Origin of the sequence: Janthinobacterium sp. SUN033 (genome assembly GCF_030397595.1) — a bacterium.
Taxonomy (GTDB): domain Bacteria; phylum Pseudomonadota; class Gammaproteobacteria; order Burkholderiales; family Burkholderiaceae_D; genus Janthinobacterium; species Janthinobacterium kumbetense.
The window spans coordinates 1,099,850-1,119,774 of record NZ_JAPQNV010000001.1 but is presented as its reverse complement, the minus strand read 5'-3'; the positions used below and the strand labels follow the sequence as shown (position 1 = coordinate 1,119,774).

The window sequence follows — 19,925 nt, the reverse complement described above, 5'->3', positions numbered from 1 at the left end:
CGCTTTACTTCAGCAGCGGCGCCACCTTGTCGCGCAAGACCGTCCATTGGGCGTCGTGCACGGCCTGGTTGGGGTCGTGTCCGGCCCGTTTCACTACGGTAAAATCCTTGGCCGGCGCCGTGATGCTGTCGAAGTAGCTGCGCGCGATGGCGGGCGAGGTCAGCAAGTCCGCTTCGCCCATGATGAAAAACACGGGCAAGTCGAAGCGCGTGCCCATCGCGGGCAGGTCGACCTTGGCGAACATGCCGTCGCCGTGCAGGCCGATGAACTGGATGTACGAGTAGTCATCGGCCGCCTCGGCATCGGCCAGCGCTTGCGGCGTGGCATAGAACGGCGCCGGCTGCCACCAGTGCTTGGGCGGCGCATCCGTTGCCAATCCCTCATATTTGCGGTCGAAGCGGCGCAGGATGCCGAAGTTGCGCGGATCGCGCCAGGGCGGTGCGCCGAGCGCCGTCAGCTTCTCCACCGTGGCGGTATCGCCGGCCGCTTGCGCCAGCGCAAGCACTTCCCGGTACATGCCGGTTTCGTTGGCCCGCGCATTGACCACCTGCGCCGTGCCGATATACGCGTGGAACAGCTCTGGCTGCGCCTTGGCCATGTGCACACCGAGGATCGAGCCCCAGGAACTGCCCATCAAAATGACTTTCCGCTGGCCCAGATGCTGCCCGATATAGCGGGCCACGGCGATGCCGTCGTCGCGCATCTGTTCCAGCGTCAAGGGCAGCTCTTCCGATGGGCGCTGTTTGCCATACGTCATGCCCGCGCCGCGCTGGTCCCACTGCACCAGCGTGTAGTGGCGTTCCCAGCCCGCATAGATGGCGTCCGCGTAGGGACTCAGCGCATTGCCGGGGCCGCCGTGGATGAACAGGATCACGGGATTGCCGCAGGCGGTGCCCGTGACCGTGATCCATTGCTCGATGCCATTGATGGGCACGTAGCCCTGTTCGCGAACGGACTGTGCGGGCGAAGCGCAGATGGATGGCGAAGCGGGCAGCGCCGCTTGTGCCGCGCCGAAACAAGATAACAGCAGCAATGCCAGGCCTGTGATGCGCATATCGTCCTCTTAGTTAGTTGGTGGGAATTGCAGCGTGCAATCCTGCGCCGGCTTGCCGGCGATAAAGCGGGTGCTGGCCTGTTCAAAACAGGTGGGCGCCGTCCACAGGATGAAATGCGGGGCGTTGTGCACGGTGGACAGGGCCACCTTGCCGGCCTTGTTCTGCGTCAAGGCCTGCACTTGCGCCTGCGCGCCCGCGTAGGGCGTCTTCGGGTCCAGGGTGCCCTGCAGTACCAAAGTGGGCGGCACTTTCGCCGGCAATGCGCCAAAATAGGCGTCGCGCGGGTAGGTGGGCAAGCCGCCGCCCAGCAGGATGCGGGGCAGGGGACTGGTAAACAGCAAGTCCGCCTCGTCGCGGTCGATGTCGGTAGCGGCCCAGCCGGGGCGCAGCGAAGCTTGCAGATTGTTTTCCGAATTGCTGATGATATTGACCAGCGGTATCGACAGCGGTGACTGGGGATAGCTGCCCAGGCCGGCCGCCGCCTGCGTCAACGTGGCGCGCACGGACGCCAGCTCCCCATCCTTGCCCTGGTCCAGCTCGCGCAGCAGGTAGGGAATGCGGGCGCGGGCGGCCGGAACGTCGAGCATGCCGCCCAGGAAGTGCTTCAGGTTCTTGCCGGGGATCTTCGCCAGCAGCGCGGGATCGGCTTGCGCCTTGTCCAGCACGCGGCGGTACAGGGTTGTTGCCGGCTCGCCCAGTGCCGCGTGGCAAGCGGCATCTGCATCGCAGCGGGCCAGCACTTGCATGCCGACCGTGTTCACCACGTGCGAGCGCTGGCTCAAGTCCCAGCGCGCATCCGTCTGCGGCGGTACCAGCGAGTCGAGGATGACGCCCTTGACGGGCAGCGGTCCCAGTTGCAAGGTGCGCAAGACCAGTTGCGTGCCGTACGACACACCGTATACATATACGGGCGGCTGTTTGCCTTTGGCCTGGCGTTCGCCTGCGATCAAGGCTTGCAAGTCGCGAGCCGCCGTGGTGATGGAAAATTGGCCCGCGTATTCCGGCATCAAGTTGATGCCGGCAAAGCAGCTGCCCCATTCGGCGCCAGCCAGCGCGCGGCCGCCGGGACTCCGTTCCGACTCTTCCACCTTGCACAGGCGCGACGAATGCCCCGTGCCGCGGTGGTCGGGGATGAGGAATTCAAAGCCGGGAAAGCTGCGGCGCAAGGTGGGCAGCAAGCTGTAGAACGAGGCGCCCGATTCGCCGGGGCCGCCCGCCACCAGCCACAGGGTGCCCTTGGCGGGCTTGCCGGCAGGCACGTCGGCGGCAATCTTGCGCACGAAGACGTGCATGGCGTCCGGCTCGCCCACGGCGCGGCCCTGGGCATCGTAGCTGCCGGGCACGTTCAAACCCGAGCACAGACTGCCGGGCACGGCCATATCGGAGCAAGGGGTGAAGTACATCGGTTCGGCATGCAGGGAGGCAGCAGCCAGCAAGGTGGCCAACAGGGGGAAGCGGGGCAGGACGGTCATCGGCTACTTTGGCGAAGGTGGAGATCAAGCGCCAAAGTAGCGTTTTTTACAGCAATTGTCCAGATGGAAATATTTCTGCGTGGGACTATGTTTGCTTGCTATTGCGCAACAATCTCAAACCGTTGGCCACCACCAGCAGGCTGGCGCCCACGTCGGCGAACACGGCCATCCACAGGGTCGCCATGCCGGCCAGGGCCAGGCCGAAGAACACGGCCTTGATGCCGATGGCAAAGCTGATGTTTTGCACGAGGATGCTGCGCGTGCGCTGGCTCAGGCTGATGAATTCGGGCAATTTACCCAGTTCATCGTCCATCAGGGCCACGTCCGCGGTCTCGATGGCCGTGTCGCTGCCGGCCGCGCCCATGGCAAAGCCGATGTCGGCCTGCGCCAGGGCGGGGGCGTCGTTGACGCCGTCGCCCAGCATGGCGACCACGCCGAACTGCTGCTGCAATGCCTTGATTTCATCCAGTTTATTCTCTGGCAGCAATTCCGCCTTGACCAGGCTGACACCGACTTCATCGCCGATGCGCTGCGCCGTCAGCAAGTTGTCTCCCGTCAACATCACGGTGGTCACGCCCAGCGCATTCAGGCGGGCGATGGCGGACGCCGCCGTCGGGCGCAACACGTCGGCCACGGCGATGACGCCCAGCGCGCCGGCCGAGGTGGCCAGCACCATGGCCGTGTAGGCTTGCTGTTCCAGCCGCGCCAGGATGGCTTGCAATGCCGGCGTCAGGGCGTTCAATTCCGTCATCAGGCGCGCATTGCCCAGGTAATACGTTTGTCCATCGATGCTGCCGCGCACGCCGCGCCCATGCAGGGCGGCAAACTGGGTGACGGGCAAGTGGCTGCTCGCGGGCGGGCCCGCCTTGACGATGGCGGCGGCCAGCGGGTGGGCGGAATTGGCGTCCAGGCTGGCGGCCAGCAGCAGGATGGCGTCGCGGTCGCTGCCTTCCAGGGCCACCACGTCGGTGACGGCCGGTTTGCCCATGGTCAAGGTACCCGTCTTGTCGACGGCGATGGCCTTGATGCGGTAACCCGTTTCCAGGAATTGTCCGCCTTTCACCAGTATGCCGCGCCGCGCGGCCGCCGTCAGGCCGCTGACGACGGTGACGGGTGTGGAAATGACGAGCGCGCACGGGCAGGCGATCACCAGCATCACCAGCGCCTTGTAGATCCAGGCCATGAAGGGCGCGCCGAAGAGCAGCGGCGGCAGCACGGCCACGAGGATGGCGAACACGACGACGGCCGGCGTGTAATAGCGGGCGAAATTGTCGACGAAGCGCTGCGTGGGCGCCTGTTTTCCCTGGGTTTCCTCGATCACCTTGACGATTTTCGCCAGGGTGCTGTTGCCGCTGTTGGCCGTCACGGTGACGTCGAGCAAGCCCCGTTCATTGATGGTGCCCGCATACACGACGTCGCCCACTGCCTTATCCACCGGCATGCTTTCACCCGTGATCGGCGCCTGGTTGACGGACGATACGCCGCTTTGCACGATGCCGTCCAGCGCGATGCGCTCGCCCGGCTTGACGCGCATCAACGTGCCGATGGCCACCGTGGCAACGTTCACCTGGCTCCAGGCACCGCTGGCGTCGGCAACGCTCGCCGTGTCGGGCGCCAGCTGCATCAGGCTTTGCACGGCATTGCGCGCGCGGTTCAAGGACAAGCCTTCGATCAGCTCGGCAATGGCGAACAGGAAGATGACCATGGCCGCTTCCGGCCACTGGCCGATGGCGATGGCGCCGAACACCGCCAGGCTCATCAGGAAATTGATGTTCAGGGTGAACGTTTTCAGGGCGATCCAGCCCTTTTTCAGGGTCGGCCAGCCGCCCGCGGCGATCGACAGCAGGGCCAGGGCGATGACGAGCGGCGAACTGTCCGCATGCGTGGTCCACGCCAGCGCTTCGGCGCCCGCCGCCGCCAGGCCGGAGACGACCAGCAAGCCCTTTTGCATGCCGCTCAGGCTGCCTTCGTCCGGGTTACGGGAAACGGCGGCGTCCGTCTCCAGGGGAATGGCTTGCATGCCGATGCCGTGCAGGGCCGCTTCCACCGTGGCCAGCGAGGGCAGGGTGTGGTGCACGTCGAGCACGCGGTTCATCAGGTTGAAATCGAGGCCCACGACGCCGGCCATGGTGGCCAGCTTGTTGCGGATCAAGCGCTCTTCCGTGGGGCAATCCATGTTGGCGATGCGGTATTTGGCCGTATTGGCGCCGGCGATGGCGGCGCTGGGCAGCGCTGGACCGGACGCGGCGGCAGGCGTGGACGAGCACGCATGCTGGCTGGAACAGCAGCTGGCCGCCTTGGGCGCAGGGCTGGGTTCGTGCGCATGCTTGTGGTCGTGCGCATGGGTATGGTTATGGCTATCGTGCGGCATCGCATCGTCCTTCCGGTTTCGTGTATGCTTCCATTAGAAACCCTGTAGCGGCTACAGGGTCAAGCGGAATTTGCAAGTTGGAATGAAAAAAGGGGGTGCCATGCGTATCGGAGAATTGGCCAAACGGACAGATTGTGACGTGGAAACCGTGCGTTACTATGAAAAGGCGGGCTTGCTGCAGGAACCGGGCCGCAACAGCGCCGGCTACCGCGAGTACCGGGAAGAACACCAGGAACGGCTGCAATTCATCCGCCATTGCCGTTCGCTGCAGATCGGCTTGACGGATATCCGCGCCTTGCTGGAATTTAAGAACAACCCGGCCGAAGGTTGTCAGAGCGTCAATGAATTGCTCGACCACCACATCCTGCGCATTGCCGAACAAATGGCGAACCTGCAAACCTTGCAGCAGCAACTGGTGACCCTGCGCCACCAGTGCGACCGGCCGCAGCCGTCGCAAGACTGCGCCATCCTGCAAAACCTGTCCGAGGCGGCCAGCGGCCACGACTGCGCCTGCCATACCGAACTTCATTGACGATTGCTGCATGCTGAAACTGTTACCTAAAAGAACTTTACTGACCTTATCCCTGCTGTCGCCGCTGAGCCATGCCGCCGATGCGCCGCCCGCAGCCGGACACTACCTGACCCTGTACGCCGCGCCGGGCGTGCCGCAAGACGATGACCCGTACACCTGGAGCACGGCCGGCGGCAAGCTGCTGGCGAAAGGCGTGACGAAGGCGGATGGCCGCGCCTATCTCAAGGGCGAAGAGGGCGAGGAAAACTATGTGCTGAAAACCGTCAGCATGCGCTGGCAGCTGAAGGTGCCGGCCAAGTGCTGGCAGGGCGCGCCGGAGGCCTTCCTGGATTGCGTGCAACTGGCCAAGACCACGAGCCGCTATGACGAGGAGCAAGAGGCGCTCAAGCTGGCGGAGCAGCAGAAGGAAGCCAGGATGCAGGCCAGGATCGCCGCCTACGCGGTGGAGGCCCGTGCCAACGACGATGCGCTGGCCTGGCTGGGGCGTTTGCCTGCGAGCTGGACCCTGGAAGGGTATGGCAAGCGCCTGCTGGGCGTCGGCGACAAGATCGCCAGATACATCGCCGACGAAGTCCCGCAGGACGGGCCCGATGCGCGCCAGTTCGTCTGCCGCGCGCCCGCCGACTACGGCCCCGTGCCGGACCAGGCCTTTGTGGAAGCGTGGATGGCATTGCCGGACGACGCGCGCAAGGTGCGTGCCGGCCCAGCCTGGGATGCGCTGGCGACGGCAGGCGGGAAGGGCAACTGGATGGCCCGCCTGGAGCTGTATTACGCCTTGTCCGGCGTCAATGTCAGCGAATTGAGCTTGCTGGAACAGTACCGCATCGTGCAATTGATGGAATGGCTGCACAAGAAGAAGGTGGGTGGCCTGTACAGCTACTTCAGCGCCGCCATTCCGGCTACGCCAGGCAGCAACTACCACGCCGCCTGGCGCAGGCAAGACCAGGTTTTCCTGTATTCAGCCCTGCTGGGTGATTACCATCAGCAATACCGCATGGGCAATGTCCTGCTGCGGGACGCGAACCCCGCGCTGGTAGAGGCAGGCAAGGCCATGCAAGCCTGCGCCCGGGCCGCCATGCCGCACCGGCGCTAAGGCGCCAGCAACGGCGCGCCGCCTTCGCCCAGGCGGAAGGCGTCGACCACGCGCAATAGATCATGCGCCTGGTCCTGCATGCTTTGCGCGGCGGCGGCCGACTGTTCGACGAGGGCGGCATTGCGCTGGGTCAATTCGTCCATTTCCGTGATGGCGTTGTTGACTTCCTCGATGCCCTTGCTCTGGCGCTGGCTGGCCGCCGTGATGTCGTTCATGATTTCCGTCACTTGCTGGACGGAGGCGACGATATCGCCCATGGTGCGCCCGGCGCTGTCGGCCAGCTCGCTGCCCGTTTCTATCCTGGCCACGGAATCCTCGATCAATTGCTTGATTTCGCGCGCCGCCGTGGCCGAGCGCTGCGCCAGGCCCCGCACTTCCGTGGCGACGACGGCAAAGCCGCGTCCCTGTTCGCCCGCGCGCGCCGCTTCCACGGCCGCGTTCAAGGCGAGGATATTGGTCTGGAAGGCAATGCCGTCGATGACGGCGATGATGTCGACGATGCGCCCGGAACTGGCCATGATCGAGCCCATCGTCTCGACCACCTGGCCCACCACGCGGCCGCCCTCGAGCGCCACGTTCGACGTCGACAGCACCATCTGGTTGGCCTGGTGCGCATGGCTGGCGTTTTCGCGCACGGTATCCGTCAAGGCATGCATGGACGACGCCGTTTCCTGCAAGGAATGGGCTTGCGATTCCGTGCGGGCCGACAAGTCCGCATTGCCCAGCGCGATTTCACTCGCTTCCACCGTGATGGTGGAGCCTGCCTGGCGTATGTCGCCCAATAAAGTGTTCCAGTTTTTCAGCACCGTGGCCAGGGCCCGCGCCAGCTTGCCCACCTCGTCGTCGCCCCGGGCATCGATGCGCGTGGTCAAGTCGCCGGCGGCCAGCGATTCGGCGGCGCGGCAAGCTTCGTCGATGGGGCCCACCACGGAGCGCGCCACCCAGGTGGCGATCAGGGCCAGCAAGGCAAAGCCGATGGCCATGGTGCCGAGCGACAGCCAGCCGGCGCGCTGGCCCGCATTCTTGGTATCCTGCAAGGCATCGACAGTGCGGTGGTCGAGATTGAGCAACACCTGGCGCAACTGCCCGCGCACTTGCTGGTAATGCGTGGCGGCATTTTGCATCGCCGCCACGCCCGTATTCGGGTCCATGGACGCCAGGTCCAGCGCCTGCGCCACGCTGGCACGGTAGCGTTCGATACCCGGCAGAGCCTGGCCCGCCTCCGTGGCGGCGCCCGAGAATGTCTGCAATTGCTGCAAGCCTTGCGCGATGGCGTTCAGCTGGCCATCCGTTTGCGCGCCGAATTGCTTGAACTGCTCATCCGACAGGCTGGCCGCGATGGCGATCTTCGCATACACGTCGGCGTGCACCTGGCCCAGGGCAATAGCTTGCTGGTTCGCAAGCCGCTCGGCCGTCAGGGTGACGTCTTTCAGTTCGCGCATGCGCTGCTCGTTCTGCTGCATGGCGAAGTAGGACAAGGCCCCCATGGCCAGCAGGCAAGCCAGCGCGACCACCGGGACGATCAACATCTTCTGTGCGATTTTCACATGCAGCCCCTATCGTCAAGAGAGCGGACAACCATCCCGGCGCCGGCGGCGCGGCGGCTGGCTACAGGTAGATGCCGCCGCAGACGACGGTCTCGGCCAGCTTTTCGCAATACATTACCTTCGGCTCGATCTTCTTGGTTTCCGGATTCGTGAATTTGTATTCCTGCCAGAACGTGCCCTTGCTCTTGGCCAGGTCGACGCGCTCCTTGACGAAGGCCTTGCCATCGATATCTTTCAAGTCGATCAAGTTCTTGCCCACCATTTTCGGGTTGGCGCCATGCGCGGCGACCGTGCCGTCGAGCTTGTACACGACCAGGTATAAGTCGTGCAGGATGAATTGCGGCGACTTGGCCGTGATCTCGCCATACGCCTTGGCGTCGCCGGCGCTCTTGATGTAGGCCACGCCTTTCTTGACCATGGCTTCGGCGTCGGCGCGCGTGGCGCCGCCCTCGGCAGCGCTGGCGATACCGGACAGGGTAGCGGCGGCAAGCATGAGCGACAAGCACATGGCAGGGGCGAACTTGGGCATGAGAATCTCCTTCACATTGCGGCTGGGGGAAGCCGGCGGGGGAACCGGCGCGGTAAGGCGGCGCCTATCGAAGTGCCGACGGCTCATGGTAGCGCGATGCCAGTGGGCATGCGCTGGTGCAACAGATATTTTTTCAGACGGGCGTTTTTGCAACGGCGCGTGCACATTGCCGCAATGGATATTTCATAGGGGAAAGGAGGGCGCAGCCTATCGTGTCGATAGTGTGGCGCGTGCGCCGCGCTACCAGCTGGCCGGGTCTTCCGCCGCCGCGCGCGCCAGGTCCTCGCGCCAGTCTTGCCGCACCAGGCGGTAGATATCGGCAAAGAAGGCGCGCGGGTCGTCCATTTCGTCCCACAGGGCCGGCAGCGCGTGCGTGCTTTCGGGGTCATGTTCGAGTATGGCCTGGAAATCGTAATCAGGGTCTTGCAAGGCCTGCGCCAGCACGGCCACCAGCGCATGGCGGTGGCGGTAGCTCAGTTCCTTGTATTGGGACGTGATGTCGCGCCGTATCAGCGCCGCGCGCTGGGCTGGATCGTTCATGTTCCAGGCATCCAGCTCCACGCCCAGGGTTTCTTCGCGGTCATACACGTCGAAGGGACCGAGGAAATGGTGCAAGGTGGGAAGGTAGGGGGCGTCGCTCCAGGGGCCGCGCAACCCCTTTTGTTTCAGTTCTTGCATGATGATTTTCCGTTCACGCGCACTCAGGCAAGGTCCAGCCTTCATACCCCAGGTCGGTCGGGTAGATGGCGCGGTTCTGGCCCCAGTGGGCGTGGTCGAGGATGCCGTCTTCATGCATGTCCAGCACCCATTCCGTGCTTTCCAGCATGGTGCCATCCTTGTGGTACACGCGGAAGAAGGTGGACGTGCTGAACGCGCGCACGATGTTGTTCGGCACACCGTTGCCGTAGTGCGGCACATAGGTCTTGATCACGCACGTGCCCTGGTCGTTCCACTGCTGGGCATACACGGTGGCATTGCGCGCCGCGCTCACCTTGATGAAGAGCCAGCCTGCCAGCAGGATGAGGAACAGGAAGGCGGCGGCGATCAAGCCGGTTTTCTTGAGTAGCTGCATGAGGTCATGGCATGGCCGAAAACGAAGTTGCCGCATTGTATGTCAAGAGCAGAAATACTTGCTGTACAGCACGTACTGCAAGTATTTCCCCGCGTATGGCGCTCTATTTCGCCAATGCCGCGTGCAGCGCATGCGCCATTTCCAGGTGATGTTGCAACGCTGGCAAGGTCTTGGCCGCAAAGGCCTTGATGTCGGGATCGCTCGCCTTCTGGCTGGCATCCGTGAACAGCTTCACGGCCTCCTTGTGCGCCGCCACGCCGATGGTGGCCGCATATTCCCTGTCGAAGGCCTGGCCTTCCAGGCGGCCCAGCCGGTCGATCTGCGCCTTGTGTTTCGCGCCGGGCTGGTCGCTGACCTCAATCTGCTTGCTGCTGGCCAACTGTTTCAGCGCGTCGGCCACTGTCGTGTGGGCGCCGACCATGGCGTCGGCGAATCGCTTCACTTCTGCATTGCTGCTCTTGCTTTGCGCCACCTTGCTGGCGGCGATTTCCGTGCTGCCCGCATCGGCGGCCTTGCTGAGGAATCGCTTGTCGTACGCGCCCGGCGCGGCGGCGGCGATGCTGTTGATGGCGATCCCGCTCAACAGCGCCACGGCCGCGCCGATGGCCACGCTTTTCAGGGAAGGGGTACGGGAACTGGTGGTGGAGATAGGCATGGGAAATCCTTTCGAATATGGCGTTTTATGCAAGCTGATGACAATGTTAAGCCCGCAGCCTGCGCACACCCATAGGACAGGCGCGGCCATGCCCGTAGGACTAGTCCTGTTCGTTAGCGCACAGTTCGACTTGTTTAATAGCAAATAAAGCGGCGATACCCGCATCGCGGCGCCAGGCGGGCATGCCGATATCGAGCCACTGCGCCATCGCTTCCAGGTGCGAGGGTTCAGAAACGCTGTGTTCGAGTTCCTCCAGCACCGTGTCGCGGTCGATATACAGGCTGTCCAGCCAGGCGTCGAACGAGGGCGCCAGCTCCATCAGGCCGTGGGCGCGCTTGCCCGTCCACTCCGGCAATTCCTGCACATAGGCCAGTACCCGGCCGCCGCCTTCTTCCGTCAAGTCCAGGTAGAGCATGGAATTGCCGCCATCGCGGGCGAACGGCAGGATGCGCACCGGCATGTCCGTATGCTTGCGCGCGGCGCGGATTTCGCCGACCAGTGTTTCATCGCAGAAATCGCCTTCGTCGGCGCTGAAAAAGGTATTGAAGCCCATTTTTTCCACGCCGCCATTACCGTCCGGCACATCGCACGTGTAATCGAACCAGGCGCCGTTGGCGACCCGCAAGAATGCCAGGAAGGCGGGCGGCAAGGGCGCTTCCAGCAAGGTTTCGATGGCGGTGATCTGCTGCGCCGTGGGGGCAGGCTTGGCGCCCTCGAGCGCCAGGTGGCGGTACTGCGTGTAATGGTTGCTCATTGAGACTCCTTGTCGTTATTCTTGTTCATATGTACTGGCGCCGCATCGTCGCAACCCGTCTCCACCTTGGCCAGTGCATCGACGAGGCCGGCGCGCAGCACGGCCATCGAACGGGCCTTGTCATCGATCTGGGCAATTTTCGTTTCCAGCATGGTCCGTTTGGTCAGCGCATCGAGTGCGTTTTCCTGCCAGACGGCAATGACTTCGGCGATTTCCTTCAAGGTAAAGCCCAGCGCCTTGGCGTGGCCGATCAGCTCGATGCGCCGCAACGCTTGCGCCGAGTATTCCTTGTAGTTATTCGTCATGCCCGGCTGCGGCGCTTCCTCCAGCAAGCCCTGGCGCTCGTAAAAGCGCACCGTATCCTTGCTGACGCCCGTCAGGCGGGTGATTTCACCGATGCGCATAGTTTTTTGACTTTCTACTCATTTGTGGAACGTGAAAAATGTGCAGGGCAAGGCGTATAGGCGCAGACAGTACGCTAGTACGGCAAGACTATGCAACGCGGCCATGCGCACTTTTTTGCGTTCCACGCTTGACCGTGGACTAAAGTCTACAGTTTACATTAGAAACACTCTCAACTACGACACGTTTGCCATGCTCCCATACGACTACACCAACCAAACCGTGCTGATCACGGGCGCCTCGTCCGGCATCGGCCGCGTCTTTGCGCAAACCCTGGCCGCGCGCGGCGCGCACTTGCTGCTGCTGGCCCGTTCCGGCGCCGTGCTCGATGCGCTGGCGGCCGAACTGTCCCGGCGCCACGGCATCCGCGCGCACGCGCTGGTGGCCGACCTGGGCTTGCCCGGCGCCGCGCAAGACGCCCATGCACAGGCTTGCGCCTTGGGCATGCCGCCCGACGTGCTGATCAATAACGCGGGTTTCGCCACGCATGGCAGGTTCGAGAGCATCGACCTGGCGCGCCAGGCGGCCGAAGTCACCGTCAATTGCACGGCCCTCATGGAATTGACGCACTGCGCCTTGCCCCACATGCTGGCTCAGGGGCGGGGCGCCGTCATCAACGTGGCGTCCACGGCGGCCCTGCAGCCCGATCCCTACATGGCGATCTACGGCGCCAGCAAGGCGTTCGTGCTGTCGTTTTCGGAAGCACTGTGGGCGGAAAACCGCCAGTGCGGCGTGCGCGTGCTGGCCCTATGCCCTGGCGCCACGGACACGGCCTTCTTCGACGTGGTGGCCGCGCCCGAAGCGGCCGTGGGCAAGCGCATGGCGCCGCAAGCCGTCGTCGATGAAGCGCTGCGCGCGCTGGACCGGGGCCGCAGCAGCCATGTGGCGGGCCGGCCCAACCGGCTGCTGGCCTGGCTGCCGCGGCTGCTGCCCCGCCAGACCGTGCTGGGCATCGTGGAAGGGATGCTCAAGCCACGGACTTGATGCGCATCAAAACGCCATGGTGGCAAACATGGCCAGCACGGCCGTCGCCATGACGAAGGTGGCCAGCCATCCAAGCGCCCGCAGGCGTCTTGAAATGGTGAGCGTGCCCATGATGGCGGGGCGCGAGGCCATCACCATCATCAGGGCCATGATGGGCACGGAAATGACGCCATTGATGACGGCGCTCCAGTACAGGGCCTTGATGGGGTCGAGCGGCGAAAAGCACAGGGCGGCGCCGATCACGGTGGCCGTGACGATGATGCCGTAGAACTTCTTGGCGGCACGGGGCGCCAGTTCCAGGCTGTTTTTCCAGTGGAAGGCGCCCGCCATGGCGTAGGCGGCCGAGCCGGCCAGCACGGGAATGGCCAGCAAGCCCGTGCCGATGATGCCCAGGCTGAACAGGGCAAACGCGAACTCGCCGGCGATGGGGCGCAGGGCGGACGCCGCTTGCGCCGACGTGTCGATATGCGTGATGCCTTGCGCGCCCAGGGTGACGGCCGTCGTCAGCATGATGAAGAAGGCCACCAGGTTGGAAAAGCCCATGCCGATGGCCGTGTCTATCTTGATCCGCTGGAATTGCCGCGGCGCCTGTTCCGGCGCCCGGCGCAGGGCTTGCGCGCCGGCATCCGCCTGCAAGTCTTCCACTTCCTGCGACGCCTGCCAAAAGAACAAGTAGGGGCTGATCGTCGTGCCGAACACGGCCACGATCATGGTTACCGAGGCGGCCGACCAGGCGAACTGGGGCCGGACGGTGCGCAGCGCCACTTCGCCCCAGGGAATCTGCACGGTCAGCACGGTGGCCACATAGGCCAGCAAGCCCAGGGTCAGCCATTTCAGGATGCGTACATATTGTTGGTAGGGAATAAACACTTGCAGCAGCATGGACAGCAGCCCGAAGCCCATGGCGTACAGGTGGGTGGGACCGCCGATGATCAGGGTCAAGGCATCGCCCATGGCGGCCACGTCGGCGGCGATATTGATGACATTGGCCAGCAGCAGCAAGCCGACGATGGCGTACAGCAAGGATTTCGGATAGTGGCGGCGGATATTCGTCGCCAGCCCATGCCCGCTGACCCGGCCGATCTTGGCGCTGATCACCTGGATGCCCAGCATCAAAGGGAAGGTCAGGCAGACGGTCCACAGCATGCCGAAGCCGAACTGGGCGCCCGCCTGCGAATACGTGGCGATGCCGCTGGGGTCGTCGTCGGCCGCGCCCGTGATCAGGCCGGGGCCCAGCTTGCCCAGCCAGGTGTCGGACGGGGCCGCCGCCTGGCTGGCGGCCTGCTGCGGTTCTGTGTCTTGTTCACTAGACATCTATATGGCCTGTTTTTGTGCCACGAAGGCGGCCGTCCGGTAGGGCACGCTGATGCTGTCCCGCCCGCGCAAGGCCGGCTCCGACGCGACCAGCAGGCCAATCTCGTCATCGATGCGCTGGCGCGCCTGCGGCGGCAAGGCGGCGATAAAACTGGTGGAGCGCACGCGGTTGAACAGCACGTCTTCGGGCGATCCCGTGTGCTCCTGGGAAAATTGTGTTTCCTGCAATGGTGCAAAACCCGCATGGGGGAAGGCCCGGCGCCAGGCGCCCGTGTAGTAGCGGGGCGTATCGCCTTCCGCCTGGTTGACGATGGCGTCCAGTCTTGCCACCCAGGGCACGCTGGCGTCGCGCAGATTCCACACCAGGCCCAGCCTGCCGCCCGGCTTGAGCACGCGCCAGATTTCATCGAGCGCCTGAGGGGTGGCGAACCAGTGAAACGCTTGCGCGCAGACCACGGCGTCGACCGAGGCGTCGGGCAGGGGAATGGCCGTTGCCGTACCCGCCAGCGCCTGGACTTGCGGCAAGGCCGCGGCCAGTCTTGCCAGCATGGCAGGCACGGGTTCCACGGCAATCACCGTGGCGCCCGTGTCCAACAGGCGCGGCGTGAACTTGCCCGTCCCGGCGCCCAGGTCCAGCACGGTGGCGCCCGGCCCCAGGCCCAGGCTATCCTGCAACCAGGCCGACACTGCGGGGAGGTAATCGGGCCGGCCCTTGACGTAGCTGGCGGCCGCCGTGGCATAACCGCCGGCTGCCGCGTGGTGGATATTGCTGCTCATGCAAGACTCCTTGGCGTGGTCGTGGCATGAGCGTAGCAGATTACGAACGCGATGGGGCGTCAGTAGCGCGCATCCTTGGGCTTGCCGCCCTTCGGCCAATCCTTGACCTTGTCGGGGAAGTCCGGACGCGGCATGTGCGTAAAATATTCGGCCACGTCGACGGCGTCCTGATCGGACAGGTTGCCCTGGCCCAGCGGGAATTTCTGGCCGTGGCCCATCACCATGTTCGCCTTGACGAAGCCGGCCGCCGTGTAGGTGCGGGCCATGCCGGCGCCGATATTGAACGAGCGGTCGCCCCACAGCGGCGGGAAAGCCACCACGCCGTTGGCGCCGCGGATGCCTTCGCCATTCGCGCCATGGCAGACGGCGCATTGCTCGGCATACACTTTTTTACCATGCACGGGGTCAGGCAGCAGGTTGCGGTCGATCTTCGCCACGCCCCGTCCCGGCACCTTGTCGTTCGCCTGCGTGGCGCCCTTCATCCAGTCGATATAGGCGACCATGGCCTGCAGGTCGGGGCCGTCCACGGGCAGGGGCTTGCCGTGCATGGAGCGGCGGAAGCAGCCGTTGATGCGCTCGCCCAGGCTGATGACCTTGCCGGCGCGCGGCGCTTCCGCCGGGAAGAAGGCGGAAATGCCGAGGAAGGGCGAACCGTTGGCCACGGTGCCGCCATTCAGGTGGCAACTGCTGCAATTGAGGTCGTTGCCCACGTTTTGCGGCAGGCGGGCGCGCGTTTCCGTCATCAGCTGCATGCCGTGAATCAATTGATTGGCATTCGGGTCGGCCGTCAGGGCGGCGAAGCGGGGCGTGACGAAGCCGCCCGCATCCGGCGCCTTGAGCTTGAGCTCCTTGCGCACCTTGGCGATGTGGGCGGGCGTGACGGGCGCGCCGTGGTTGCCCCACTTGCCGCGCACGAAGGTGAGGATTTCCGCCAGTTCCGTGTCGGACAGGCGGTCATACGCGGGCATGCCGAAGGAACGGGGCGACTGCTGCGTGACGGCCGACTGCCAGCCGGTCAATGCGATATGGATGACGGAAGTGGCGTCCTTCGACTGCACCGAATCATTCTGCGCCAGCGGCGGGAAGATGTTTTCCACGCCGCGGCCGTCGCGGCGGTGGCAGGTGGCGCAAAACTGCAGGTAGCCGAGGCCGCCGCGCGTGTTGTACAGCGCGTCGTTGCTGGCCGCGACAGCCGGCGCCGGTTTGCTCTGCTGCACTGCCGCGCCCGGCTTGGCCGGCAAGCCGTGCAGGTAATGCGCCAGCGCATCGAGGTCGCCGTCCGTGAAGTATTGCGTGCTGTGCGTGATAACTTCCGTCATGCTGCCGGCCGCCGTGCCGAAGCTGTTGCGGCCCGTTTTCAGCAATTGCACGATGTCGGCCGGCGTCCACAGATTGCGCAAATTGACGGCATGCCAGCCGTCGAAGGTGAAGCCGGACAGATAATGCTTGCCGCTGCCGCCATCCTGGCCCATGGTTTTTTCCTGGAAAGCCACGCCACGCGGCGTGTGGCACGAGCCGCAATGGCCTAGCCCCTGGGCCAGATAGCTGCCCCGGTTCCACATGGCCGACTTGGCGCTGTCGGGCTTGAATGGCGCGTCGTCGAGGAAGACGGCGTTCCACAACGATAAGCCCCAGCGCATGCTGAACGGCCATTTCATGTCTGTTTCACGGTTTTGCTGCGCCACGGGCGCCACGCCCCGCTGCAAATACGCGTACAGGGCCTGCATGTCGTCGGGCGTGATCTTCGCGTAGGAAGGGTAGGGCATGGCCGGATACAGGTTGTGCCCATCGGCCGCCACGCCCTTGCGCATGGCGCGGTCGAATTGCGCGAAGGTGTACGTGCCCAGGCCCGTCTTCGCATCCGGCGTGATATTCGTGCTGTAGATGGTGCCGAACGGCGTTTTCAATTCCAGGCCGCCGGCCATGGCGGCGCCGTTCGGGCTCGTGTGGCAGGCCACGCAGTCGCCCAGGCGGGCGACATACTCGCCGCGCTTGATCAGCTCGGCCGAGGCCGTGGGCGCAGGTGCGGCCACGGCGCTGGCGCAAAAGGCCAGCATGCCCAGGAGCATGATGGCAAGCCGGCCAAACAGCGAGGGGGAGGAAGCAGGATGGCGGCGCGAGCCGCGATGCAGGATGGAAATGGCGTTCATGGTGACCCTTTATTATTCGGGCCAAGCTTACGCATTCCTGCCCAAGGCGAAAATTGGGAGTTTCTTTCGATCGACTAGGTAATTTTGCCTAGTGCATTGCGGCAACAATTCGTGTATGCCAACGCCCGCCGCCCGCCTGCCTCAGGCCATGTTCGCATACTCGGGCAGCGCGATGGCATCCGCCTTGGGCGTCAGGAACCTGGCCAGTATCGTCTTGATAATTGGCACGTTTGACATGCGCAACATCGCATGGCCGATGGCGATCCCCACGCGCGAGTGCGGCGAGGCCAGGCGCGGTGCGAAGGTGGGCACGCTTTGCGCCTGGTCAACATACGGGCGCATGATCGCTTCATACGCGGCAAAGGCTTGCGCGTGATCGTCATGGCGTCCCAGTTCCCCCGCCAGCACGTAGGCGCCGCACATGCCCAGGCTCGTGCCCATGCCGCTGATGGGCGAGGCGCAATAGGCGGCGTCGCCGACGAGGGCAATCCGTCCCTTTGACCAGCGCGGCATCTTGACCTGGGAAATCTGGTCGAAATACAGGTCGGTGGCGTCATCCAGGGCCGCCAGGATGCGCGGCGTCTCCCATTTCAGGGCGCCGAATTTCTGCTTCAGCAGGGCTTTTTGTTCGGCAATCGGCAGTTTTTCATAGGCGCTGGGCGCTTCCTGGAACGACAGCAGGGCGCGCGTGGTGCCCAGGTTATCGGGACGCAGGCACACGCTCAAGCCGCCCGGGGCGTTGAACCAGCGCATCTGGCGTTCGTCGCCCGGCGCGCGCGGGATGGTGAAATAGGCCGTATAGAGCTTGAACGAGCGGCGTTGGACTTCATCCCCGAACACGAGTTTGCGCGTATGCGAACCGACGCCTTCGGCGCCGATGACGAGATCGAACACTGCTTCGCCGCCCTGTTCGAAGCGCACCTTGACGCCATGCGGCAATTCTTCCAGCGCGGCGATGCTGTCGCCAAAGCGGTAGTCGACCGCGTCGCGGCCATGCCCGATCAGCAGCTTGGCCAGTTCCCCCCGCAAAATTTCCAGCTCGGCCACGGGACCGTTGCCGCCAAAGGCCCCGATGCCGAATTCCGCCTGCGTGCGGTCTTGCGCGTCGACAAACCGGAGTCCATCCTCATGCGTGGTCTTGGCGCGGATGGCGCTCTCGAGTCCCATGCGCTGCGCCACCAGCTTGCCTGCGCCGCGCACGTCGATCGTTTGTCCGCCATCGCGAAACTCGGGCGCCCGCTCGACAACGGTGACGTCCATGCTCAGGCGCGACAGCCAGTAAGCCAGGGTCGGGCCGGCAACGCTGGCCCCCGTGATCAGGATTTTTCGTTTGATCGTCATTTGATTTTCTTTTCTGCTGTGGTTGGCAAAGTGGTCTGGTAAACCGTGATCACTTGCTGGAGAAAGTGTTCTATCGTCGTCCGTTCGCCGGCGGACAAGCCGCTCAGCACCGCGTCCAGTCCGTTGAGCATCGGCGCGATATGCGTGTAGGTTTGCGCCACCGAGGCTGGCACGGGATGGACGAGCACGCGGCGCTTGTCGTCTTGCTGGCGTACGCGCGTCACGTGGCCGGCCCGTTCCAGGCGGTCGATGACGAGCGTGACGCCCGCCGTCGTGACGGACAGGCGCGCAGCCAGTTCATTCGGAGACAAAGGACCGTGCGTGATCAACTGCTCCATCAGGGCCAGGTCGGTCTGGTTGATGCCCATCGCGTTGCTCAGGTGCAACGCCGTTTCACGGGTCAGGATCGCGATATCCTGCAACTGGCGGCCGATGACGTCGCCCGCGATGTGCATGCCACGGGGATCGTCGGCCGCGAATGCTTGATTGTGTGTTGGCTGGTCATGCATGATTTACCTCAAGTTCAGATTTTGCAGCAGTGGGAAAGAAGAACGTCACGCCCATGAAGGCGATGAGTATGCCGGTTTGGATCGTCAATGCGGCGCTGAGCGCCCGGTCCGGCGTCAGGGCGGGATGCGCGGCAAAAAATGCGCCGCTGAACAGGGCCACGCCGATCGATGCGGCGATCGATTGCACGGCAGACAACACGCCGGAACCGGAGCCGATCTGCTTGTTGTCCAGCGACGCCAGAATGATGCTGAACAAGGCTGCGATCACGAGGCCGGCCCCGATGCCGCAGACCAGCATGCCGGGAACGACATGCCATGCAGAAAATGCCGCCGTATTGCCCAGTTCAAATTGCAGCAGCGCCACGCCGGCAAGCTGGACACCGGCGCCCAGTTGCAGCACCTTGCGCCCGAAACGGGCCGCCAGGACGGCGCCGCTCAGGGTGGCGCCGCACGCCGTGCCCACAGCGAATGGCAGATTGGCAATACTTGCTTCTCCCGCCGTCAAGCCATGTCCAATTTGCAAGAAAAGCGTCAGCACCAGCTGCATGCCGACGAGCGAACAAAAGAACAGGGCAATGCCGGCCAGCCCGGCCGTGTAGGCGGAGCGCTGGAAGATCGACGTCATGATGAGCGGCGTCTGCCCGGCGCGCACCATCGCGGACTGGCGCAGGCCGAACAGGCCGAAACCCAGCACGGCCATCGCCAGCATCGGCCATCCCCACGCCGGCCACGCTCCCGCCTCGCCCAGCGGCAAGACGAGGAACACGGACGACAGCACCAGCAGGCTGGCGCCGGGGACATCGATGTGGACGGAGCGGTCTCCCGGACGGTGGGGCAGGTAACGGCGCGCCACCAGGAAGCAGGCGATGCCGATCGGAATATTGATCAGGAACATGGCTCTCCAGCCCAGGCCGAACACGTTCGCTTCGAGCAGCATCCCGCCCAGCACGGGGCCGAGTATGCCCGCCAGGCCCAGGATGGGGCCGAAGATGCCAAACACCTTGGCCAGGGCCGGTCCCTGGTAGTTTTCACGCAGCAAGCCCAAGCCTTGCGGCAACAGCATCGCGCCGGCCAGCCCTTGCAGCAGGCGAAAGACGATCAACAATGCGATGGTCGGCGCCACGGCGCACAGCAGCGAGGCGATGGTAAAGGCGGCCAGGCCGCATAAAAACATGGCGCGCCGCCCGTAGCGGTCGCCCAGCCTGCCGCCGAGCACCAGGCCGGCGCCCAGGGCCAGCGCATAGCCGCCGATGACCCATTGCATCTGGGCGGAACTGGCGCCCAGCGACTCGATCAGGGCAGGTCCGCCGACGTTGACGATGGTGGATGCGGCAAGGTCCATGATCTCGGAAACGATCATGACCAGTA

General features: G+C 64.4%; 19 protein-coding genes. 3 read left to right on the top strand and 16 right to left on the bottom strand.

The window, feature by feature from the left end; all coding sequences use genetic code 11:
* Positions 1-4 precede the first annotated feature (4 nt).
* The 3 genes from OX460_RS05250 to OX460_RS05240 form a co-directional block, all read right to left on the bottom strand.
* Positions 5-1,054 (bottom strand): alpha/beta hydrolase, encoded by a 1,050-nt coding sequence (locus OX460_RS05250; protein WP_289897921.1) that lies wholly within the window; start codon positions 1,052-1,054, stop codon positions 5-7.
* Between the two features lie 9 nt (positions 1,055-1,063).
* Positions 1,064-2,527: an alpha/beta fold hydrolase gene (locus tag OX460_RS05245; RefSeq protein ID WP_289897920.1), complete on the bottom strand. Its 1,464-nt coding sequence runs from the start codon at positions 2,525-2,527 to the stop codon at positions 1,064-1,066.
* Between the two features lie 85 nt (positions 2,528-2,612).
* Positions 2,613-4,898: a heavy metal translocating P-type ATPase gene (locus tag OX460_RS05240; protein ID WP_289897919.1), complete on the bottom strand. Its 2,286-nt coding sequence runs from the start codon at positions 4,896-4,898 to the stop codon at positions 2,613-2,615.
* Positions 4,899-4,998: 100 nt separating this feature from the next.
* Here OX460_RS05240 and cadR point away from each other — a divergent pair, with 100 nt between their 5' ends.
* Entirely contained in the window at positions 4,999-5,430 is a 432-nt protein-coding gene (gene cadR / locus OX460_RS05235) for a Cd(II)/Pb(II)-responsive transcriptional regulator (RefSeq protein WP_086136775.1), read from the top strand.
* Between the two features lie 10 nt (positions 5,431-5,440).
* On the top strand, positions 5,441-6,523 hold the full coding sequence (locus OX460_RS05230) for a hypothetical protein (protein WP_289897918.1): 1,083 nt from the start codon (positions 5,441-5,443) through the stop codon (positions 6,521-6,523).
* On the opposite strand, the gene OX460_RS05225 is transcribed toward OX460_RS05230, so the two are convergent.
* The 7 genes from OX460_RS05225 to OX460_RS05195 form a co-directional block, all read right to left on the bottom strand.
* Entirely contained in the window at positions 6,520-8,052 is a 1,533-nt protein-coding gene (locus OX460_RS05225) for a methyl-accepting chemotaxis protein (RefSeq protein WP_289898414.1), read from the bottom strand. The genes OX460_RS05230 and OX460_RS05225 overlap by 4 nt on opposite strands.
* 79 nt (positions 8,053-8,131) lie before the next feature.
* Positions 8,132-8,599 carry a cache domain-containing protein gene (locus tag OX460_RS05220; protein ID WP_289897917.1) on the bottom strand — a complete coding sequence of 156 codons (468 nt, stop codon included), beginning with the start codon at positions 8,597-8,599 and terminating at the stop codon, positions 8,132-8,134.
* A gap of 240 nt (positions 8,600-8,839) precedes the next feature.
* Positions 8,840-9,277 carry a hypothetical protein gene (locus OX460_RS05215; RefSeq protein WP_289897916.1) on the bottom strand — a complete coding sequence of 146 codons (438 nt, stop codon included), beginning with the start codon at positions 9,275-9,277 and terminating at the stop codon, positions 8,840-8,842.
* A gap of 13 nt (positions 9,278-9,290) precedes the next feature.
* Positions 9,291-9,671: a hypothetical protein gene (locus OX460_RS05210; RefSeq protein WP_099667984.1), complete on the bottom strand. Its 381-nt coding sequence runs from the start codon at positions 9,669-9,671 to the stop codon at positions 9,291-9,293.
* Between the two features lie 103 nt (positions 9,672-9,774).
* Positions 9,775-10,326, bottom strand: a complete 552-nt coding sequence (locus OX460_RS05205; RefSeq protein WP_289897915.1) for a DUF4142 domain-containing protein — start codon at positions 10,324-10,326, stop codon at positions 9,775-9,777.
* 100 nt (positions 10,327-10,426) lie between these two features.
* Entirely contained in the window at positions 10,427-11,080 is a 654-nt protein-coding gene (locus OX460_RS05200; protein WP_289897914.1) for an SMI1/KNR4 family protein, read from the bottom strand.
* The gene (locus OX460_RS05195) at positions 11,077-11,484 is read right to left on the bottom strand and encodes a MerR family transcriptional regulator (protein ID WP_251348745.1); all 408 of its coding nucleotides are present in this window, start codon (positions 11,482-11,484) and stop codon (positions 11,077-11,079) included. Before OX460_RS05195 ends, OX460_RS05200 begins: the two co-directional genes overlap by 4 nt.
* Positions 11,485-11,674: 190 nt before the next feature.
* Between OX460_RS05195 and OX460_RS05190 the strand changes: the two genes are divergently transcribed.
* Positions 11,675-12,466 carry an SDR family oxidoreductase gene (locus OX460_RS05190; protein ID WP_289897913.1) on the top strand — a complete coding sequence of 264 codons (792 nt, stop codon included), beginning with the start codon at positions 11,675-11,677 and terminating at the stop codon, positions 12,464-12,466.
* 6 nt (positions 12,467-12,472) lie between these two features.
* Here OX460_RS05190 and OX460_RS05185 read toward each other — a convergent pair whose 3' ends face one another.
* The 6 genes from OX460_RS05185 to OX460_RS05160 all read right to left on the bottom strand — a co-directional run bounded on the left by OX460_RS05185 (position 12,473) and on the right by OX460_RS05160 (position 19,899).
* On the bottom strand, positions 12,473-13,780 hold the full coding sequence (locus OX460_RS05185) for a divalent metal cation transporter (protein ID WP_289897912.1): 1,308 nt from the start codon (positions 13,778-13,780) through the stop codon (positions 12,473-12,475).
* Positions 13,781-14,557 (bottom strand): class I SAM-dependent methyltransferase, encoded by a 777-nt coding sequence (locus OX460_RS05180; protein ID WP_289897911.1) that lies wholly within the window; start codon positions 14,555-14,557, stop codon positions 13,781-13,783.
* Between the two features lie 59 nt (positions 14,558-14,616).
* Positions 14,617-16,614 carry a c-type cytochrome gene (locus tag OX460_RS05175; protein ID WP_289898413.1) on the bottom strand — a complete coding sequence of 666 codons (1,998 nt, stop codon included), beginning with the start codon at positions 16,612-16,614 and terminating at the stop codon, positions 14,617-14,619.
* A gap of 234 nt (positions 16,615-16,848) precedes the next feature.
* Complete coding sequence (locus OX460_RS05170; RefSeq protein ID WP_289897910.1) at positions 16,849-18,048, bottom strand: FAD-dependent monooxygenase; 1,200 nt, start codon at positions 18,046-18,048, stop codon at positions 16,849-16,851.
* A complete protein-coding gene (locus OX460_RS05165) occupies positions 18,045-18,557 on the bottom strand; it encodes a MarR family transcriptional regulator (protein ID WP_289897909.1) in 513 nt (170 codons plus the stop codon). The genes OX460_RS05170 and OX460_RS05165 overlap by 4 nt, the downstream gene beginning before the upstream one ends.
* Positions 18,550-19,899: an MFS transporter gene (locus OX460_RS05160; protein ID WP_289897908.1), complete on the bottom strand. Its 1,350-nt coding sequence runs from the start codon at positions 19,897-19,899 to the stop codon at positions 18,550-18,552. The genes OX460_RS05165 and OX460_RS05160 overlap by 8 nt, the downstream gene beginning before the upstream one ends.
* Positions 19,900-19,925 lie beyond the last annotated feature (26 nt).

Coding starts and splice junctions, on each gene's coding strand:
- OX460_RS05160 (WP_289897908.1), bottom strand. CDS start 19,899: ATGGACCTTGCCGCATCCACCATCGTCAACGTCGGCGGACCTGCCCTG.
- OX460_RS05170 (WP_289897910.1), bottom strand. CDS start 18,048: ATGACGATCAAACGAAAAATCCTGATCACGGGGGCCAGCGTTGCCGGC.
- OX460_RS05180 (WP_289897911.1), bottom strand. CDS start 14,557: ATGAGCAGCAATATCCACCACGCGGCAGCCGGCGGTTATGCCACGGCG.
- OX460_RS05215 (WP_289897916.1), bottom strand. CDS start 9,277: ATGCAAGAACTGAAACAAAAGGGGTTGCGCGGCCCCTGGAGCGACGCC.
- OX460_RS05250 (WP_289897921.1), bottom strand. CDS start 1,054: ATGCGCATCACAGGCCTGGCATTGCTGCTGTTATCTTGTTTCGGCGCG.
- OX460_RS05165 (WP_289897909.1), bottom strand. CDS start 18,557: ATGCATGACCAGCCAACACACAATCAAGCATTCGCGGCCGACGATCCC.
- OX460_RS05190 (WP_289897913.1), top strand. CDS start 11,675: ATGCTCCCATACGACTACACCAACCAAACCGTGCTGATCACGGGCGCC.
- OX460_RS05205 (WP_289897915.1), bottom strand. CDS start 10,326: ATGCCTATCTCCACCACCAGTTCCCGTACCCCTTCCCTGAAAAGCGTG.
- OX460_RS05230 (WP_289897918.1), top strand. CDS start 5,441: ATGCTGAAACTGTTACCTAAAAGAACTTTACTGACCTTATCCCTGCTG.
- OX460_RS05175 (WP_289898413.1), bottom strand. CDS start 16,614: ATGCTGGCCTTTTGCGCCAGCGCCGTGGCCGCACCTGCGCCCACGGCC.
- OX460_RS05210 (WP_099667984.1), bottom strand. CDS start 9,671: ATGCAGCTACTCAAGAAAACCGGCTTGATCGCCGCCGCCTTCCTGTTC.
- OX460_RS05195 (WP_251348745.1), bottom strand. CDS start 11,484: ATGCGCATCGGTGAAATCACCCGCCTGACGGGCGTCAGCAAGGATACG.
- OX460_RS05200 (WP_289897914.1), bottom strand. CDS start 11,080: ATGAGCAACCATTACACGCAGTACCGCCACCTGGCGCTCGAGGGCGCC.
- OX460_RS05185 (WP_289897912.1), bottom strand. CDS start 13,780: ATGTCTAGTGAACAAGACACAGAACCGCAGCAGGCCGCCAGCCAGGCG.
- cadR (WP_086136775.1), top strand. CDS start 4,999: ATGCGTATCGGAGAATTGGCCAAACGGACAGATTGTGACGTGGAAACC.
- OX460_RS05220 (WP_289897917.1), bottom strand. CDS start 8,599: ATGCCCAAGTTCGCCCCTGCCATGTGCTTGTCGCTCATGCTTGCCGCC.
- OX460_RS05245 (WP_289897920.1), bottom strand. CDS start 2,527: ATGACCGTCCTGCCCCGCTTCCCCCTGTTGGCCACCTTGCTGGCTGCT.
- OX460_RS05240 (WP_289897919.1), bottom strand. CDS start 4,898: ATGCCGCACGATAGCCATAACCATACCCATGCGCACGACCACAAGCAT.
- OX460_RS05225 (WP_289898414.1), bottom strand. CDS start 8,052: ATGTTGATCGTCCCGGTGGTCGCGCTGGCTTGCCTGCTGGCCATGGGG.